General features: G+C 62.3%; 14 protein-coding genes and 1 tRNA gene. 7 read left to right on the top strand and 8 right to left on the bottom strand.

Annotated features, from left to right (window positions below):
- The first annotated feature begins 342 nt into the window (after window positions 1-342).
- Genes ACIOAU_RS13520 through ACIOAU_RS13510 form a run of 3 tightly spaced genes read left to right on the top strand, consistent with a single transcriptional unit; the run spans window position 343 to window position 5,468 of the window.
- Entirely contained in the window at window positions 343-2,595 is a 2,253-nt protein-coding gene (locus ACIOAU_RS13520; RefSeq protein ID WP_401182481.1) for an ATP-binding protein, read from the top strand.
- Window positions 2,596-2,610: 15 nt separating this feature from the next.
- On the top strand, window positions 2,611-3,072 hold the full coding sequence (locus tag ACIOAU_RS13515) for a response regulator (protein ID WP_101320970.1): 462 nt from the start codon (window positions 2,611-2,613) through the stop codon (window positions 3,070-3,072).
- 11 nt (window positions 3,073-3,083) lie between these two features.
- Window positions 3,084-5,468, top strand: a complete 2,385-nt coding sequence (locus tag ACIOAU_RS13510; RefSeq protein WP_259072529.1) for a hybrid sensor histidine kinase/response regulator — start codon at window positions 3,084-3,086, stop codon at window positions 5,466-5,468.
- A gap of 98 nt (window positions 5,469-5,566) precedes the next feature.
- On the opposite strand, the gene ACIOAU_RS13505 is transcribed toward ACIOAU_RS13510, so the two are convergent.
- Window positions 5,567-5,641, bottom strand: a tRNA-Gln gene (locus tag ACIOAU_RS13505).
- Window positions 5,642-5,909: 268 nt separating this feature from the next.
- On the opposite strand from ACIOAU_RS13505, the gene ACIOAU_RS13500 reads away from it, so the two are divergent.
- Window positions 5,910-6,152, top strand: a complete 243-nt coding sequence (locus ACIOAU_RS13500; RefSeq protein ID WP_181108138.1) for a DUF465 domain-containing protein — start codon at window positions 5,910-5,912, stop codon at window positions 6,150-6,152.
- 6 nt (window positions 6,153-6,158) lie between these two features.
- On the opposite strand, the gene ACIOAU_RS13495 is transcribed toward ACIOAU_RS13500, so the two are convergent.
- Window positions 6,159-6,284, bottom strand: a complete 126-nt coding sequence (locus tag ACIOAU_RS13495) for a hypothetical protein (RefSeq protein ID WP_401182477.1) — start codon at window positions 6,282-6,284, stop codon at window positions 6,159-6,161.
- A gap of 44 nt (window positions 6,285-6,328) precedes the next feature.
- Here ACIOAU_RS13495 and zapE point away from each other — a divergent pair, with 44 nt between their 5' ends.
- Complete coding sequence (gene zapE / locus ACIOAU_RS13490; RefSeq protein WP_401182474.1) at window positions 6,329-7,408, top strand: cell division protein ZapE; 1,080 nt, start codon at window positions 6,329-6,331, stop codon at window positions 7,406-7,408.
- Here zapE and ACIOAU_RS13485 read toward each other — a convergent pair.
- Window positions 7,405-9,294 carry a propionyl-CoA synthetase gene (locus tag ACIOAU_RS13485; protein WP_401182471.1) on the bottom strand — a complete coding sequence of 630 codons (1,890 nt, stop codon included), beginning with the start codon at window positions 9,292-9,294 and terminating at the stop codon, window positions 7,405-7,407. The genes zapE and ACIOAU_RS13485 overlap by 4 nt on opposite strands.
- A gap of 200 nt (window positions 9,295-9,494) precedes the next feature.
- On the opposite strand from ACIOAU_RS13485, the gene ACIOAU_RS13480 reads away from it, so the two are divergent.
- The gene (locus ACIOAU_RS13480; protein WP_101320981.1) at window positions 9,495-10,361 is read left to right on the top strand and encodes a LysR family transcriptional regulator; all 867 of its coding nucleotides are present in this window, start codon (window positions 9,495-9,497) and stop codon (window positions 10,359-10,361) included.
- Here ACIOAU_RS13480 and ACIOAU_RS13475 read toward each other — a convergent pair.
- The 5 genes from ACIOAU_RS13475 to ACIOAU_RS13455 all read right to left on the bottom strand — a co-directional run bounded on the left by ACIOAU_RS13475 (window position 10,335) and on the right by ACIOAU_RS13455 (window position 14,230).
- Window positions 10,335-11,492 (bottom strand): HPP family protein, encoded by a 1,158-nt coding sequence (locus tag ACIOAU_RS13475; RefSeq protein ID WP_150569855.1) that lies wholly within the window; start codon window positions 11,490-11,492, stop codon window positions 10,335-10,337. The genes ACIOAU_RS13480 and ACIOAU_RS13475 overlap by 27 nt on opposite strands.
- A 133-nt stretch (window positions 11,493-11,625) precedes the next feature.
- On the bottom strand, window positions 11,626-12,945 hold the full coding sequence (locus ACIOAU_RS13470) for a sensor histidine kinase (protein ID WP_401182467.1): 1,320 nt from the start codon (window positions 12,943-12,945) through the stop codon (window positions 11,626-11,628).
- On the bottom strand, window positions 12,942-13,610 hold the full coding sequence (locus ACIOAU_RS13465) for a response regulator transcription factor (protein ID WP_101320987.1): 669 nt from the start codon (window positions 13,608-13,610) through the stop codon (window positions 12,942-12,944). Before ACIOAU_RS13465 ends, ACIOAU_RS13470 begins: the two co-directional genes overlap by 4 nt.
- Complete coding sequence (locus tag ACIOAU_RS13460; protein WP_103437941.1) at window positions 13,611-13,925, bottom strand: PepSY domain-containing protein; 315 nt, start codon at window positions 13,923-13,925, stop codon at window positions 13,611-13,613.
- Window positions 13,925-14,230: a PepSY domain-containing protein gene (locus ACIOAU_RS13455; protein WP_103437942.1), complete on the bottom strand. Its 306-nt coding sequence runs from the start codon at window positions 14,228-14,230 to the stop codon at window positions 13,925-13,927. The genes ACIOAU_RS13460 and ACIOAU_RS13455 overlap by 1 nt, the downstream gene beginning before the upstream one ends.
- A gap of 225 nt (window positions 14,231-14,455) precedes the next feature.
- Here ACIOAU_RS13455 and queD point away from each other — a divergent pair, with 225 nt between their 5' ends.
- The gene (gene queD, locus ACIOAU_RS13450; RefSeq protein WP_101320994.1) at window positions 14,456-14,812 is read left to right on the top strand and encodes a 6-carboxytetrahydropterin synthase QueD; all 357 of its coding nucleotides are present in this window, start codon (window positions 14,456-14,458) and stop codon (window positions 14,810-14,812) included.
- Window positions 14,813-14,816: the final 4 nt, after the last annotated feature.

Genomic DNA, 14,816 nt, shown 5'->3' with positions numbered 1-14,816 from the left:
CACTCCGCGTACTTCCACCGCACTATCCCTGTTCCAGGCCCTGTTTCCAGGCTATGCCCTTGAGGGTAGCAGCGCAGTCTGATCCCGCCGGGTTTGCCCTACCCTTCATTGGCATTAACAACAATGGCTTAGGTGGCTATTTGCCGCGTTAAAGACCCCCGTTCCGCACCTTTCACGGCACTGCACGCTATTTTTGTACTCAAACGGCGAACCCCTGAACTAATCAGACCTCAAATGGCCATATGCCGGCAAAGCAGCCGACAATCTGATACTTTTGCAGCAGCAACAGCCTATGCCATGCGCTTTCCGCCGGGCGAGGACAGAATCACCAGGAGTACCGCTTTGACAACTGCCCCCACCGCATTCGACCAGGCTGTCGAGCGCTGCGCCCAGGAGCCTATTCAGGTCCCCGGCAGCATCCAGCCGCAGGGTTTCATGCTGGTACTCGACGAGCAGGACCTGTGCGTGCTGCAAGCCAGCGAGAACGCTGAGCGCTGGCTTGGGTCTGCGGCGCCCGAGCTGCTTGGGCGCACCTTCGCTGATCTGATCAGCGACAGTTTCGACCTGCGTGCACAGATGCAGTATCTGCCGGTCGATGAGGTATTCCCGTTTCATATCGGCGACGTTGAACTACGCCAGCCCAGCCCAGACTGCAGCCACATGCGCGTGCTGGTGCATCGTCACGACCAGGTCCTGATCACCGAATTCGAACCGATCCGCACGGCCAGCGGCCCGTCCGGGCATGGCGATTACTACCCGCTGGTACGCGCCTTCGTCGGCAGCGTGCACAACGTCAGCTGCATCGTCGAACTGTTGCAGCAGTCGGTCATGCAGATCAAACGCATTACCGGCTTTGGCAGGGTCAAGGCCTACCGCTTCGATGCCGAAGGCAACGGCGAGGTACTTGCCGAGGTCGCCGACCCCGGCTACCCGAGCTATCTGGGCCTGTGCTTCCCGGCCTCCGATATTCCACGCCAGGCCCGCGAGTTGTACCGAGTCAATCGGATTCGGGTCATCGAAGATGCCAACTACATTGCCTCGCCGCTGTATCCCCACAGCAACCCGCGCACCGGCAAGCCGCTGGACATGAGCTATGCGGCGTTGCGCGCGGTATCGCCGGTGCACCTACAGTACATGCGCAACATGGGCACCCTGGCATCGACCTCTTTGTCGATCGTCGTAGACGGCAAGTTGTGGGGGCTGATCTCCTGCCATCACGACCAGCCGCATGCCGTCGACCTGCCCACTCGCACGGCCTGCGAGCTGCTGGCCAGCGTGCTGTCGCTGCAGATCGAATCCCGTGAAGCGCACACCGGCACCCAGACCATGCTCGACATGCGCCAGCGCATCGTGCGCATGCTGGCCTCGATGGCCGACCACGACAGCGTCAGTGCTGGTTTGAAGGCCTTGCCTCAGGTCCTGCTGGACTTTGCCGGTGCCACTGGCGCGGCGATCATCAGTGCCGAGCGCTGCGACCTGATCGGCGTGACGCCGCCCGCTGCGCAGGTCAATGCGCTGGTCCACTGGCTGTCACAGCAAGACGCCGAATCGGTGTTCAGCACCGACAACGTGCGCCGCGACATCCAGGACTTACCAGAGCTGGCCAAGCACGTTGGCGGTGTGCTGGCGGTGGCGATTTCGCAGATCCACTCGCACTATCTGGTGTGGTTCCGCCCCGAGCAGGTACGCACGGTCAACTGGGCCGGGCGCCCGGAAAAAGCCATCAGCGCCGCGGGCGACCTCAACCCGCGACACAGCTTCGAGCGCTGGCAGGAAGACGTTGGCGGTTACAGCGAATCTTGGGACCCGCTGATCATCGAAGGCGTGGCCGAACTTCGCATAGCCGTACTGGGGATCGTGCTGCGCAAAGCCGAAGAGCTGGCGCAACTGGCCGGTGAGCTGCGCCAGTCGAACAAGGAACTCGAAGCGTTTTCCTACAGCGTGTCGCACGATCTGCGCGCACCGCTACGGCACATCGCCGGCTACACCGAACTGCTCACCGAAGTCGAAAGCGAGAACCTCAGCGAACGCGGCCAGCGCTTCCTCAAGCACATCGAAGAAGCCGCGCACTTTGCTGGCACACTTGTCGACAACCTGCTCAATTTCTCTCAGATGGGCCGCTCTGCCCTGCGCATGTCGGATGTCGACCTGAACGCCCTGGTCGACACCATTCGCAACGAGCTGACACCGGATTTTGCCGGCCGTACAATCATCTGGGACGTGGAAAAACTGCCCAAGGTGATCGCCGACCCGGCGTTCATCAACATGGCACTGCATAACCTGATCGCCAACGCGATCAAGTACACCCGAGGCCGCGATCCTGCGCGTATAGAGATCCGCGCCAAGCAACACCCGCACGAGACTGAAATCTATATACGCGACAACGGCGTCGGCTTCGATATGGCCTATGCCAATAAGCTGTTCGGCGTGTTCCAGCGCTTGCACCGCATGGAAGACTTCGAAGGCACCGGCATCGGCCTGGCCAGCGTGCGCCGGATCATCGAACGTCACGACGGCCGTGTATGGGCTGACGGCGAGATCAACCAGGGAGCGTCGTTCCATTTCGCCCTCCCGCGTCATTCATCGAACACCTGAGGTAACGTACACATCATGCTAAAACCGATCTTGTTGGTCGAAGACAACCCCAGGGATCTGGAGTTGACGCTTGTCGCGCTGGAGCGCAGCCAGCTGGCCAACGAAGTCATCGTACTGCGCGATGGCGCCGACGCCCTCGACTACCTGTTGCGCCGCAACGGTTACGCCGACCGCGACGATGGCAACCCGGCCGTACTTCTGCTCGACCTGAAACTGCCCAAGGTGGATGGCCTGGAGGTGCTCAAGGCGGTGCGCGAAACCCCAGAGCTGCGCAGCATCCCGACGGTGATGCTGACCTCCTCGCGGGAAGAACCCGATCTGCTGCGCGCCTATGAGCTCGGGGTCAATGCCTACGTGGTGAAGCCGGTCGAGTTCAAGGAATTTGTCACGGCCATCTCCGATCTGGGGATCTTCTGGGCCGTCCTCAATGAACCGCCGCCTGGCTCGTTGCGGCTGACTCGGCGTGGTAACAATTGAGTCCAACTAGCATGTTGTCAGGCCCGCTCAAGCTACTGATGGTCGAAGACAGTTCGATGGATGCCGAGCTGACCTTATTGCGCCTGGAGCGCAGCGGGCTGCACATCGAGTCGCAACTGGTGTTCGACCATATTGGCGTCGAGCATGCGCTGCACCACGGCCGTTTTGACCTGATCCTGTGCGATTGCGTGTTGCCTGGCTCGTCCGGCACCGAGGTGCTGGCGATTGCTCAGCGGCTGGCGCCAGATGTGCCGTTCATCTTCCTCTCTGGCATTTATGGTGAAGAGCACGCGGTGGAGATGATCCGCCTTGGCGCCACCGACTATGTCCTGAAGAAGAACCTGCCGCTGCTGCCCAAGGCCGTGCGCCGGGCGCTGACCGAAGTGCAGGAGCGCCATCGCCGCCGCCGCGCGGAGGAAGCGCTGGCCGAGCTTGAGGCGCGCGCCCGGTTTGCCATCGATGCTGCGGGCATGGGTACCTGGGACTATCGCCCGCAGGAAGATCTGCTGCTCTGGGATGACCGCTGCAAGACCTTGTTTGGCCTGCCTGTCGACACTCAGATGTCGTTGGATGTGTTCTACGCAGGCATCTATCCCGAAGACGTCGCGCTGGTTCGTGACGCTGTCGAGCAGGTCATGCAGCCCCAGGCAGGCGGTCACTACCGGGTCGAGTTTCGTATCAATCAGCGTGACGGCCTCGAGCCGCGCTGGTTGCTCTCGAGCGGCCAGACCCAATTCGTCGACGGCCGCTGCGTGCGCTTTTCCGGCGTATTGCAGGACATTCATGAACAACGCCAGGCGACCACGGCGCTCAAGCAGCTCAACGAGATGCTCGGCGAGCGGGTCGAGCGGCGTACCCGGGAGCGCGATCGCTCATGGGAATTGTCCCAGGACTTGCTGGCGGTACTGAACAGAGACCTGACCCCGGTCGCGCTCAACCCAGCCTGGGAAGTCAGCCTGGGCATCTCGCGTGAACGCCTGAGCCAGACCACCCTGCTGCAGCTGCTACCCGAGCCGGATCAGGAAGCCTTTCTCGCTGAGCTGGCCGCCCTCGGCCAGGGCCGCACCAGTGCCCGCTTTGTAGGGCGGATTCAACATGCCAGCGGCCAACAGCGCTGGTTGTCCTGGGTGATCGTGCCCGAGGACACCCTGCTCTATGTGGTCGCCCGCGATATCACCAGTGAGCGCGAATCGTCGATGGGCCTGGCCGAGGCCAACATGCGCCTGCGCGAGCAGATCGATGAGCGCGAGCGTATCGAAGCTGCGCTGCAGCAGATGCAGCGACTGGAGGCAGTCGGCCAGCTGACTGCCGGGGTCGCGCACGACTTCAACAACTTGCTGACGGTGATTCTGACCGGCGCGAGTTTCCTTGAGCGTGACCTGCAGAAAGAGAATTACGACAAGGCCCGCAGCCGCCTCAAGCACATCCGCGAGGCTGGCGAGCGCGGTGCCAAGTTGACCTCACAGTTGCTGGCCTTCTCCCGGCGCCAGCGGCTCGAGCCTGTGCCGCTGAACCTCAACCAGACCCTCACCGGCCTGGAAGAGCTGCTGCGACGCACCTTGGGCGGCAATGTCTCGGTACGCCTGGATCTGGATGCCAGCCTTTGGCAGGCACTGACTGACCCGACCCAGACCGAGATGATCATTCTCAACCTGGCGATCAACGCCCGCGACGCCATGGCCGATGGCGGCCAGCTGATCCTGTCGACGCGCAATACCTTGATCACAGAACGCGCCCAGCGACCGGAAGACCCGGAGCCTGGCGAGTACGTGATGCTGTCGATTCGCGATACCGGTTGCGGCATGAGTGAAGAGGTAGTCGGCAAGGTATTCGAGCCATTCTTCACCACCAAGGACATCGGTAAAGGCTCGGGCCTTGGCCTGGCCCAGGTGTTCGGCTTCGCCAAGCAATCGGGCGGCGGCGTGTCTATCGATACTGCGCCGGACCAGGGTACCTTGGTGTCGGTCTACCTGCCTGCGGTCAAGCAGCCTGTAGCCTTCGAAGCACCCGCGGCGCCTGCGGCGCCAGCCCTCTCGGCAGAGGGCCGTGATCGCACCGTGCTGTTGGTGGACGATGATCACCTGGTCCGCGACATGATCGGCGAGCTACTGCGCTCGCACGGTTATCAGGTACGCCAGGCGCACGGTGGCGAGCAGGCCCTGTGCTTGCTCGATGAACACGTCGATGTGCTGCTGACAGACTTTGCCATGCCCGAATTCAACGGCGCGCAGCTCGCGTTGGCGGCGCGTGAGCGCTTCCCGCAATTGCCGGTGGTGATTCTCACGGGCTATGCCGAGCTGCAAGGCTTCGAGCTGGGCGACAGTGTGGTCATTCAGAAACCGGTACAGGATCAACTGCTGGCGAAAACCCTGGACGATTTGCTGGGCGCGGTCTGAGCACCGCGCTCGGCCGTTGCTCAGCAACTGCAATACGGATGGGTAGCGTTGGTGGATTGCGCGGGATATATAGAGAGAGGGTAAAGCGAGGAAGATAATGGCAGGGGCGGCTGGATTCGAACCAACGCATGGCAGGATCAAAACCTGCTGCCTTACCGCTTGGCGACGCCCCTGTATCTGATGCAACGAGTGCGATGCACTGTCGCTCTGACAATTCCCGTGGCTGACAACATGAGTTGTTGTCGGGGAATGCGCGGCACTTTAACAACAATCCTTGATCATGAAAACCCCTTTTTTAAAAAAAATCTCAAAAAAACAGCAAGTTAGTCAGGCACCAGCCGCTGCGTGACCGCCTGTCGGCAAAGCTCGTCCAGCTAAAAAACCAAATCCCTGCAGCCCTGCCCAATAGTCAAGTAACCCAGCGCTTACAAGGAGGGCGCCATGCCAGTTTCCCATGACCTGTACCAAGACCTGCACTACCCCCGCGAAATCGTTCAGCAGCGTCGCCAGCAGGATCAGACCCTTGATCGCCTGCTCGACGAGTACGTCGATATCGACAACCAGGTGCTGGCTGCCGAGGCCATCTCGGCGGGCTATACCAGCGATGATGACCTGCACCGCCTCAAGGAGCGTCGCCTGTCGATCAAGTACATGATCGACCGTCAGCTCAAGCGCCAAGCCTGAGGCTGTTCATTTGGCAGTGGCGCATGACCAGTGCCAGCGGGCACTGACCGGCCGGTAGTCGCCCACAATCGCCTGGCTACCCGCCGGGATGATTGCCTGCCAGCGGTGCTTGCGGTGAAAATGGTCACTCACTGGAGGGCGCCAATCGCCCTGCCCCGCCGTTGAGGACCACCCGCTTGTCTGCCTGGATTTCCACGCCGCTTCGCCACTTGCGCCTCCGCTCGCGTACCGATGCGCAAGGCGACTGCCAGCTGTTGAGCTACTTCGAGGGCAAGGCCAGGCAGCGCGGCTATAGCTTGAGCGAAGGTCAACGGCGGGTTATCGAGCGCATGGCGCAACAGTTGGCCGCGCTGACTGACGGCCAGGCGCGCAGCTTGTATCTGTATGGGTCGGTTGGCCGCGGCAAGAGCTGGCTACTCGATGGCTTTTACCAGGCGCTGGAGGTGGAGGCCAAGCTGCGCCTGCACTTTCACGATTTCTTCGCTCGTCTGCATCAGGGCATGCACCGCCATCGCGGCGCCAACAATGCCATGGCGGCAACCCTGGATGAACTGATTGGCGACTGCCAGGTGCTGTGCTTCGACGAGTTCCATGTGCACGACATCGGCGATGCGATGCTACTCACCCGGCTGTTCAGCGCGCTGTTCGAGCGCAACGTGTTTGTCGTCCTGACTTCCAACTATGCCCCTGAAGGCCTGCTGCCCAACCCGCTTTACCATGAGCGGTTCTTGCCAGTGATCCGCCTGATCAACAGCCGCATGCTGGTGATGGAAGTGGGCGGCGACATCGACTTTCGCAGCCTGCCGGCCAACCGCGCGCACCAGCGTTTTACCCAGGGCCACTACGTTTGGCCCGGCACAGCTGAGCAACGCCTGGCCCTGGCGCTGCCTGAAGCCCAGCCGCTGACCCTGGACATCAACCATCGCCCGCTGCGCGCCCTGGCCAGCCAGGATCGACAGGTGCACTTCAGCTTTGTCGATCTGTGCGAGCAGGCCACGGCGGTGGTGGATTATCTGGAGCTGGCCAGCCGTTACGATCGCTGGATCATCGACGACCTGGAAGACCTGGCCGAATGTTCGCTCGCAGCGCAGCAACGCTTCGTCAACCTGGTCGATGTGCTGTACGACCAAGATTGCGAGCTGGTGCTGATTGGCCGCTATCCGCTCGAGCAGAGCCTGGGTGGCGCCATTGCCGACCTGATGCGCAGCCGCAGCCGTCTCGGCCAGCTGCATCAGGTCGGCACGACTGTGCTTTAACCTGCGCGGGGCAGATCGGCCAGCACCGCTTCGATTTCGCCAAGCACAGCCGGGTCATCCAGCGTTGACGGTGGTACATAGGCCTGACCGTCAGCGATCTTGCGCAGCACCGCGCGCAGAATCTTGCCGGAGCGTGTCTTGGGCAAGCGCTTGACCAACCGCACCCGGTTGAAGCATGCCAGCGCACCGATCTGCTCGCGCACACTGGCAACCAGTTCAGCCTGCAATTTTTGCTCGGCTAGCTCTTCGCCGTCCTTGAGTACCACCAACGCCAGCGGCACCTGGCCCTTGATGTCGTCGTGCACACCGATCACCGCGCACTCGGCAACCGCTGCATGGCGGGCGACCAGATCTTCCATTTCGCCGGTAGACAACCGATGCCCGGAGACGTTGATGACGTCATCGGTGCGACCCATGATGTAGACGAAGCCGTCATCGTCCAGATAGCCGCCATCACCGGTATGGTAGTAGCCCGGATAGGTGTGCAGATACGCCTGCAGATAGCGCTGATGATCACCCCACAGCGTCTGGCTGCAGCCCGGCGGCAACGGCAGGGCGATGACGATCGCGCCCTGTTGATTCGGCCCGAGTAAATGCCCGTCGTCGTCCAGCACCTGCACGTTGTAGCCCGGTACTGCGCGGTTGCTCGACCCGGGGCGTGCGGCGCTGCCTTCAAGGCCGACACAGGGTGCGGTCACCGGCCAGCCGGTTTCGGTCTGCCACCAGTGGTCATGCACCGGTTTGCCGGTGACCTGCTCCAGCCATTGATGGGTGCTTGAATCAAGCTTTTCCCCGGCGAGGAACAATTGGCGCAGGGAGCTCAGGTCATACCCGGCGAGCAGTTCGCCATGGGGGTCTTCCTTGCGGATCGCGCGCATCGCCGTCGGCGCGCAGAACAAGGCATTCACCTGATACTGCTCGACCACCCGCCAGTACGCGGCGGCGTCCGGGGTGCGGATCGGCTTGCCTTCATAGAACACCGTGGTGCAACCGGTCATCAGCGGCCCGTAGACGATCAGCGAGTGACCGACCACCCAGCCCACATCGGAAATCCCCCACCAGACATCGCCCGCCTGCATGCCATAGATATGGCGCATGGTGTAGCTCAAGGCGACCGCGTTGCCGCCGTTTTCGCGGACGATGCCCTTGGGTTTGCCGGTGGTGCCGGAGGTGTACATGATATATAGCGGGTCGGTTGCACTGAGCTCGACCGGCGCCACAGGCTGCGCGTTGACCAGTGCCTGTTGCCAGTCCAGGTCACGCCCAGGCTGCAGCGCGGCCTTGGCCTGTGGCCGCTGCAGCACCAGCACGTGGCGAGGCTGATGGCTGGCCAGTTGCAGCGCGCGATCGATCAGCGGCTTGTATTCGATGACCCGATCAAACTCCAGCCCGCAGGAGGCCGTGAGCACCAGCGTCGGCTTGGCATCATCGATACGCAGGGCCAGCTCGTTGGCGGCAAAACCGCCGAACACTACCGAGTGCACTGCGCCAATCCGCGCGCAGGCGAGCATGGCCATGGCCGCCTGCGGCACCATCGGCATGTAGATGACGACACCGTCGCCCTTGCGCACGCCCAACTCGCGCAGCAGCCCGGCCAGACGCGCAACTTCATCGCGCAGCTCAAGGTAGCTGAAACGCTGCTGGGTGGCGGTTACCGGCGAGTCGTAGATCAACGCGGTCTGCTCGCCACGGCCTTGTTCGATCTGGTGATCCAGGGCCAGGTAGCAGCTGTTCAGGCGCCCGTCGGCAAACCAGCAATGGCTGCCGTCGGTATTGTTGATCAGGGTCTGGCGCGGCTTGTGGTACCAGGCCAGCTGGTCGGCCTGCTCGGCCCAGAAGGCCACAGGGTCGGAAATGGAACGGGCGTAGCTGTGCTGGTAGGTCATGTCAGTCGCAACCCGATACTTGTTGTTATTGAAGGGCGAGCCTGCAGTATGGACCTGCCTGACGCCCCTGCCATGGGACTAAAGTCCATAACCGACCTGCAAATTCGCATCAGCAGGCACTATCAAGGCGGCGCTTTTGAAGCGCGCCAAGCAGCGAGCAAGGCTCTAGAATAGCCATCACCTTGATCAATGAGCACAGCATGGATATCGAACAGGCACGCACCTTTCTGGAGATTGTGCGCTGCGGCAGCCTGGTCGCCGCCGCCGAGGGCCTGTGCGTGTCGCAGACGGCAATCACCGCGCGGGTGCAGCGTCTTGAGCAGCAGCTAGGTTGCCAGCTGTTTGTCCGCAGCCGCAGCGGCGCCAGCCTGACCGCAGACGGCGAAGCCTTCGTCACCTACGCCCACCAACTGGTGGAAACCTGGGAGGCCGCCCGCCGTGACCTGCCGCTGCCGCAGGGTTGTCAGCAGCTGCTGCACCTGGGCGGCGAAACCAGCCTGGGCAACCCACTGCTGCTTGACTGGGTCAGTGCGCTGTACCGCGAGATGCCCAGCCATGCCATCCGCAGCGAGGTCAGCGACGGCGAATCGTTGCTGCGCAAGGTCGAGCGCGGCTTGCTCGATGCTGCGCTGGTCTATCAGCCCATCTACGGGCCTGGCCTGCAGGTGGAGCAGTTGATGGAAGAAAAACTGGTGCGCATCCGCCACGTAGAACGGCCAGAGCCTTATGTGTATATCGACTGGGGCGAGACGTTTCGCCGCCAGCATGATGCCGCCCTGCCCGACTGTGCCCGCCCAGCGCTGAGCTTCAACCTCGGCCCGCTGGCCTTGCAGTTCATTCTCGAGCACGGTGGCAGCGGTTATTTCCGTACACGGGTGGTGCAGGCTTACCTGGACAGCGGCGTGTTCGAGCGGGTGCCGCAAGCGCCGGAATTCACCTACCCGACTTTTCTGGTGTACACCCGCAAGCACGACAGCGCCGCCTTGCAGCAGGCCTTCGGCGTGCTGCGCCGGCAAGTCGCAGCGGGCGTCAGTGACTGGTCACAACGCTGGGACCCGCTCATCTGAAGCAAGCGTGCTGTGGTTGAGCAACTGGCGCTTGAGACCGGCAATCAGGTCGGTCTGGGTGATCACCCCGACCAGCTTGCCGTCATCGAGTACCGGCAGGCAGTGCAAGCCTTGCTCGCACAGCAATGGCAGCAGACGCTCCAGCGGGTGCTGGCTACTGACACTGATCACCCGCCGGCTCATCACCTGCTCCAGCACCACCGGCCTGCGCCGCCACAGCCCACGCCAGCTGAACCGCGCCCGCGCCATGGCCGCCGTCAGCACATCACTGAGGCTGACGATGCCGACCAGGCGCCCCTCCGCCAGTACTGGCAGCGTCTTCAGGTGGTGGCTGGCGAGCATCTGCCAGGCTTGCTCCAGCGTGGTCTGCGGGCTGGCAAATTGCACATCGCGGGACATCACCGAAGCCGCGGTGATACCGCCTAGACTGCGCTGCAAGGCATGCTGTTCAGTGGCCAGAAGAATACGCTCAAGCTCGTCACGGCTGACGTCAACGTACTCGCCGATGTCTTCCAGAGCCTGATCGAGGTCGTCGCTGCTGAAACCTACCCGGGCGCTGGGCACTGGGTCGTGGGTGTGGTGCAGATCCTTGCGCGGCAAGCCAGGCTTGGGATAGCGCACGCCCGTCAGGCGGTTGTAGACCACCGCCACTGCGACCAGCACCAGCGCATTGAGCATGATTGGCTCGAGCAGATGATCGCCCATGGCGACCAGCCCGGAATCGGCCAGTACCGCGCTGACCGCTACTCCGCCGCCCGGCGGGTGCAGGCAGCGCAGCAGGCACATGACCAACAACGACAAGCCCAGCGCAGCGCCAGCCACCCACAGCTCGCTGCCCAGGTGCTGGCGCATGACCAAGCCGATTACGCCCGCCAGCGCGTAGCTGCCCAGCACCGACCACGGCTGCGCCAGCGGCCCGGCGTGCACGGCGAAAACCAGCACGGCTGTTGCCGCCAGAGGGCCAAGCAGATGCAGCGCAATGGAGGGACCATAGGCCAGGCTGCATAGCCAACCTGCGAGGCACAGGCCGAGCAAGGCACCGACGCCTGCGCGCAGCCATTCTTTGGGAGGAATATTGAGGGGCGCCGGCATCAGGCGCTGCAACAGGGGTTCGGGACGCGAGGCAGACATCGGCAGAACGTGCTCTTCAACTTGGCCGGGATGAGCCATTTCAGAGCAAGAGTGTGCCGCGCGCACTATTGTGGGGCAAATTCAAAATAATGCGGTTTGGGCTCAATAATTTTGCAGCATCAGCGTAGGCCGTTCAGCGGCCTTTGCCGGGCAGCTCGATGCTCACTCGCAGGCCGCCTTGAGGGTTTTCCTGCAGGGCGATAGTGCCGCCCCAGGCGTCGACGATATCGCGCACGATACCCAAGCCCAGGCCGTGACCATTGACCTGCTCGTCCAGCCGCGAACCTCGCTCGAGCACGTGCACGCGTTTTTCCTCAGGAATGCCCGGGCCATCGTCATCCACCCATAACTGATAACCAGAGGCACTCGTGGCGATACCCAAGCGGACTTCGCTGTCAGCCCATTTGCAGGCATTGTCGAGCAGGTTGCCGAGCAGCTCGAGCAGGTCCTCGCGGTCCCAAGGCAGCAGCAGTCCGGCGGGCGTATCGCGTTCGAGCAGCAGACCTTCACCATGAATCATGCCCAAGGTTGCCAGCAGGCTTGGCAACTCCGCATCGCAATCAAACTGCGCGCCGGGCAGAGCATCGCCCGCCAACCGCGCACGGTTGAGTTCACGTTCCAGGCGCTGCTGGATCTGTTCGAGCTGCTCGCGCATTTGCGTGCGTACGTCAGGCAAATCGCGCAAGCGCTCGCTGGAGGCCAGGCTGAGCAGAACCGCCATCGGCGTTTTCAACGCATGGCCAAGATTGCCCAGCGCATTGCGCGAGCGGCGCAGGCTGTCTTCGGTGTGGGCAAGCAGATGGTTGACCTGATCGACCAGCGGCTGCAGTTCGCTGGGCACTTCGGCATCCAGCTGTGAACGCTGGCCTTGCTGCAGCTGCGCGATCTGCTGGCGGGCTCGCTCCAATGGCCGGAGCGAGCGGGTAACAGTGATGCGCTGCAATACCAGCACCAGCACCAGGGCGATCAGGCCCATGCCCAAGCCGATCTGCTGCATGCGCTGAAAGCCCTGGCGTACTGGTGAATAATCCTGCGCGACGCTGATCGAGATGTCCTGACCCAGGCGCCGATAGTCAGCACGCAGGGCCAGCAACTGTTGGCCTTCAGGACCTAGTACATGGGTATCTTCGAGTCCCGGCTTGGCCGGCTTGGGCATGTCCAGGTCCCACAATGAGCGAGATCGCCAACTGCCCTGCTCGAAATCGATGCGAAAGTAATACCCGGAAAACGGCCGCTGGTAGGCCGCCGAGATGCGCCGCTCGTCCAGCTGCAGACCATCCGGGCCGCGCACCAGCGCCACTAGCAGGTTCTCGCTTTCCTTGCGCAAACCGACTTCGAGGTAACGCTGCAGGCCGGCCTCGAACAGCCACAGGGTCAACTGTGCAAAGGCCAGCCCGATCACTACCAATACGGCGATAAGGCCAACACTCAAGCGTGCCTGGATCGACTTCACGGCGTGCTGCCGGCGTAGACGTAACCTTGCCCGCGACGGGTTTCGATGACGCTGCGGCCGAGTTTACGCCGCAGGTGATTGACGTGCACCTCAAGCACGTTGGAGTCGCGCTCGGTTTCGCCGTCATACAGGTGCTCGGCCAGATGCCCCTTTGACAGCACCTGGCCGGGATGCAGCATGAAGTAGCGCAGCAGGCGAAACTCCGCCGCGGTCAGTTGCACATCGACACCCTCGCGGCTGACACACTGGCGGCTTTCGTCCAAGTGCAGGCCGGCTGCCTCAAGCTTGGGCTGATTGGCCAGGCCGCGCGCGCGGCGCAGCAGTGCCTGAATGCGCAGTTGCAGCTCTTCAGGGTGGAACGGCTTGCTCAGGTAGTCGTCGGCGCCGGCCTTCAAGCCTTCGATGCGCTCGGCCCACGAGCCGCGCGCCGTCAGGATCAGCACTGGCGTGGCCAACCCGCCTGCACGCCACTGGGCGAGGACTTCCAATCCCGGCAAGCCGGGCAAGCCAAGGTCGAGAATGATCAGATCGTAGGGCTCGCTCTGGCCTTGATAGACCGCATCACGGCCGTCGGCCAGCCAGTCGACGGCGTAGCCCTGACGCTGCAGGCCGGCAGTCAGCTCATCGGCCAGCGGCACGTTATCCTCGACCAGCAACAGGCGCATTCAGTCGTCCTCCTCGTCTTTGAGCAACACACCGCTGCGGGCATCCAGCTTGATTTCGCGCACCACCCCTTCAAGGGTCAGCAGCTCGACCTCGTATTCATAGCGGCCATGTTTTTCTTCAAGCTCTGCCTCAAGCAGACGTGCCCCGGGGTAACGCCCCAGGGCAGAGTCGAGCAGATGCTCAAGCGGCAGGATGATGCCCTTTTGCCGCAGCGCGAGGGCTTCATCCTGGTCAAGATCACGCGCCAGCGCCAGTGAACACACGGCCATCAGGGCCAGCGCCAGGTAGCGCGGCTTGCGCGATAGCGGGCTCATTATTTGTCTTGGGCGTTTTTCAGTATTTCGCCGGTCTTGGCATCCAGATCAACGTCCCATTCAACGTTCTGCGCATCACGCAGTTCGACCTTGAGGATGTAGCGGCCGTATTCGTTTTCAAGCTCGGAGTCGGTGATGGTTGAACCAGGATGCTTGGCCTTGGCAGTCTCGGCCAGTTTCTGCAATGGCTGCACGGTGCCGGCTTTTTCCAGGGCGCTGATTTCATGCGCCGGCACGTCGGCCAGGGCAGCGGTGGCAGCAACAGACAGGGCAGCAGCAGTGAACAGGGCAGTCAAAGTTTTCATGAGTATCTCTCCATCGGGATATGCAAGTTGTCTACGGGGTTAAGATTAACCACGGCTCCTTAAGCCAACCTGAAATTGCTCGCGGGCATGATAGCGCATGACTCGAGCACTGTTGCAGTGGGTGCGCAAACGCCACCGGGCAGCTGACCACACAGGCACAACCACTCACTGCGGCCATGCTGGTAGAATCGCCGCCATTCTCGCTTGCAACAGAGTTACTACCCCGTGGAAATTTTCAAAGAGTTCACCTTCGAATCGGCCCATCGCCTGCCCAATGTCGCGCCTGGTCATAAATGCGGCCGCTTGCACGGCCACTCGTTCAAGGTCGCCCTGCACCTGACCGGCCCGCTTGACCCGCATACCGGCTGGATCCGCGACTTCTCCGAGATCAAGGCGATTTTCAAGCCGATCTACGAGCAGCTCGACCATAACTATCTGAACGACATTCCTGGCCTGGAAAACCCCACCAGCGAAGTGATCGCGGTGTGGATTTGGCAGCAGGTGAAACCGCTGCTGCCAGAACTGTCCAAGGTGCGTATTCACGAAACCTGCACCAGCGGCTGCGAGTACAGCGGCGCGTAGGCGG

The sequence above is a fragment of the Pseudomonas sp. NPDC088322 genome (genome assembly GCF_044740745.1).
GTDB classification, from domain to species: Bacteria; Pseudomonadota; Gammaproteobacteria; order Pseudomonadales; family Pseudomonadaceae; genus Aquipseudomonas; species Aquipseudomonas shirazensis.
The sequence above is the reverse complement of the archived record's forward strand: the minus strand, read 5'-3'. Positions and strand labels throughout refer to the sequence as shown.

Coding starts and splice junctions, on each gene's coding strand:
- ACIOAU_RS13515 (WP_101320970.1), top strand. CDS start 2,611: ATGCTAAAACCGATCTTGTTGGTCGAAGACAACCCCAGGGATCTGGAG.
- ACIOAU_RS13510 (WP_259072529.1), top strand. CDS start 3,084: ATGTTGTCAGGCCCGCTCAAGCTACTGATGGTCGAAGACAGTTCGATG.
- ACIOAU_RS13500 (WP_181108138.1), top strand. CDS start 5,910: ATGCCAGTTTCCCATGACCTGTACCAAGACCTGCACTACCCCCGCGAA.
- ACIOAU_RS13485 (WP_401182471.1), bottom strand. CDS start 9,294: ATGACCTACCAGCACAGCTACGCCCGTTCCATTTCCGACCCTGTGGCC.
- ACIOAU_RS13480 (WP_101320981.1), top strand. CDS start 9,495: ATGGATATCGAACAGGCACGCACCTTTCTGGAGATTGTGCGCTGCGGC.
- ACIOAU_RS13475 (WP_150569855.1), bottom strand. CDS start 11,492: ATGTCTGCCTCGCGTCCCGAACCCCTGTTGCAGCGCCTGATGCCGGCG.
- ACIOAU_RS13465 (WP_101320987.1), bottom strand. CDS start 13,610: ATGCGCCTGTTGCTGGTCGAGGATAACGTGCCGCTGGCCGATGAGCTG.
- ACIOAU_RS13460 (WP_103437941.1), bottom strand. CDS start 13,925: ATGAGCCCGCTATCGCGCAAGCCGCGCTACCTGGCGCTGGCCCTGATG.
- ACIOAU_RS13455 (WP_103437942.1), bottom strand. CDS start 14,230: ATGAAAACTTTGACTGCCCTGTTCACTGCTGCTGCCCTGTCTGTTGCT.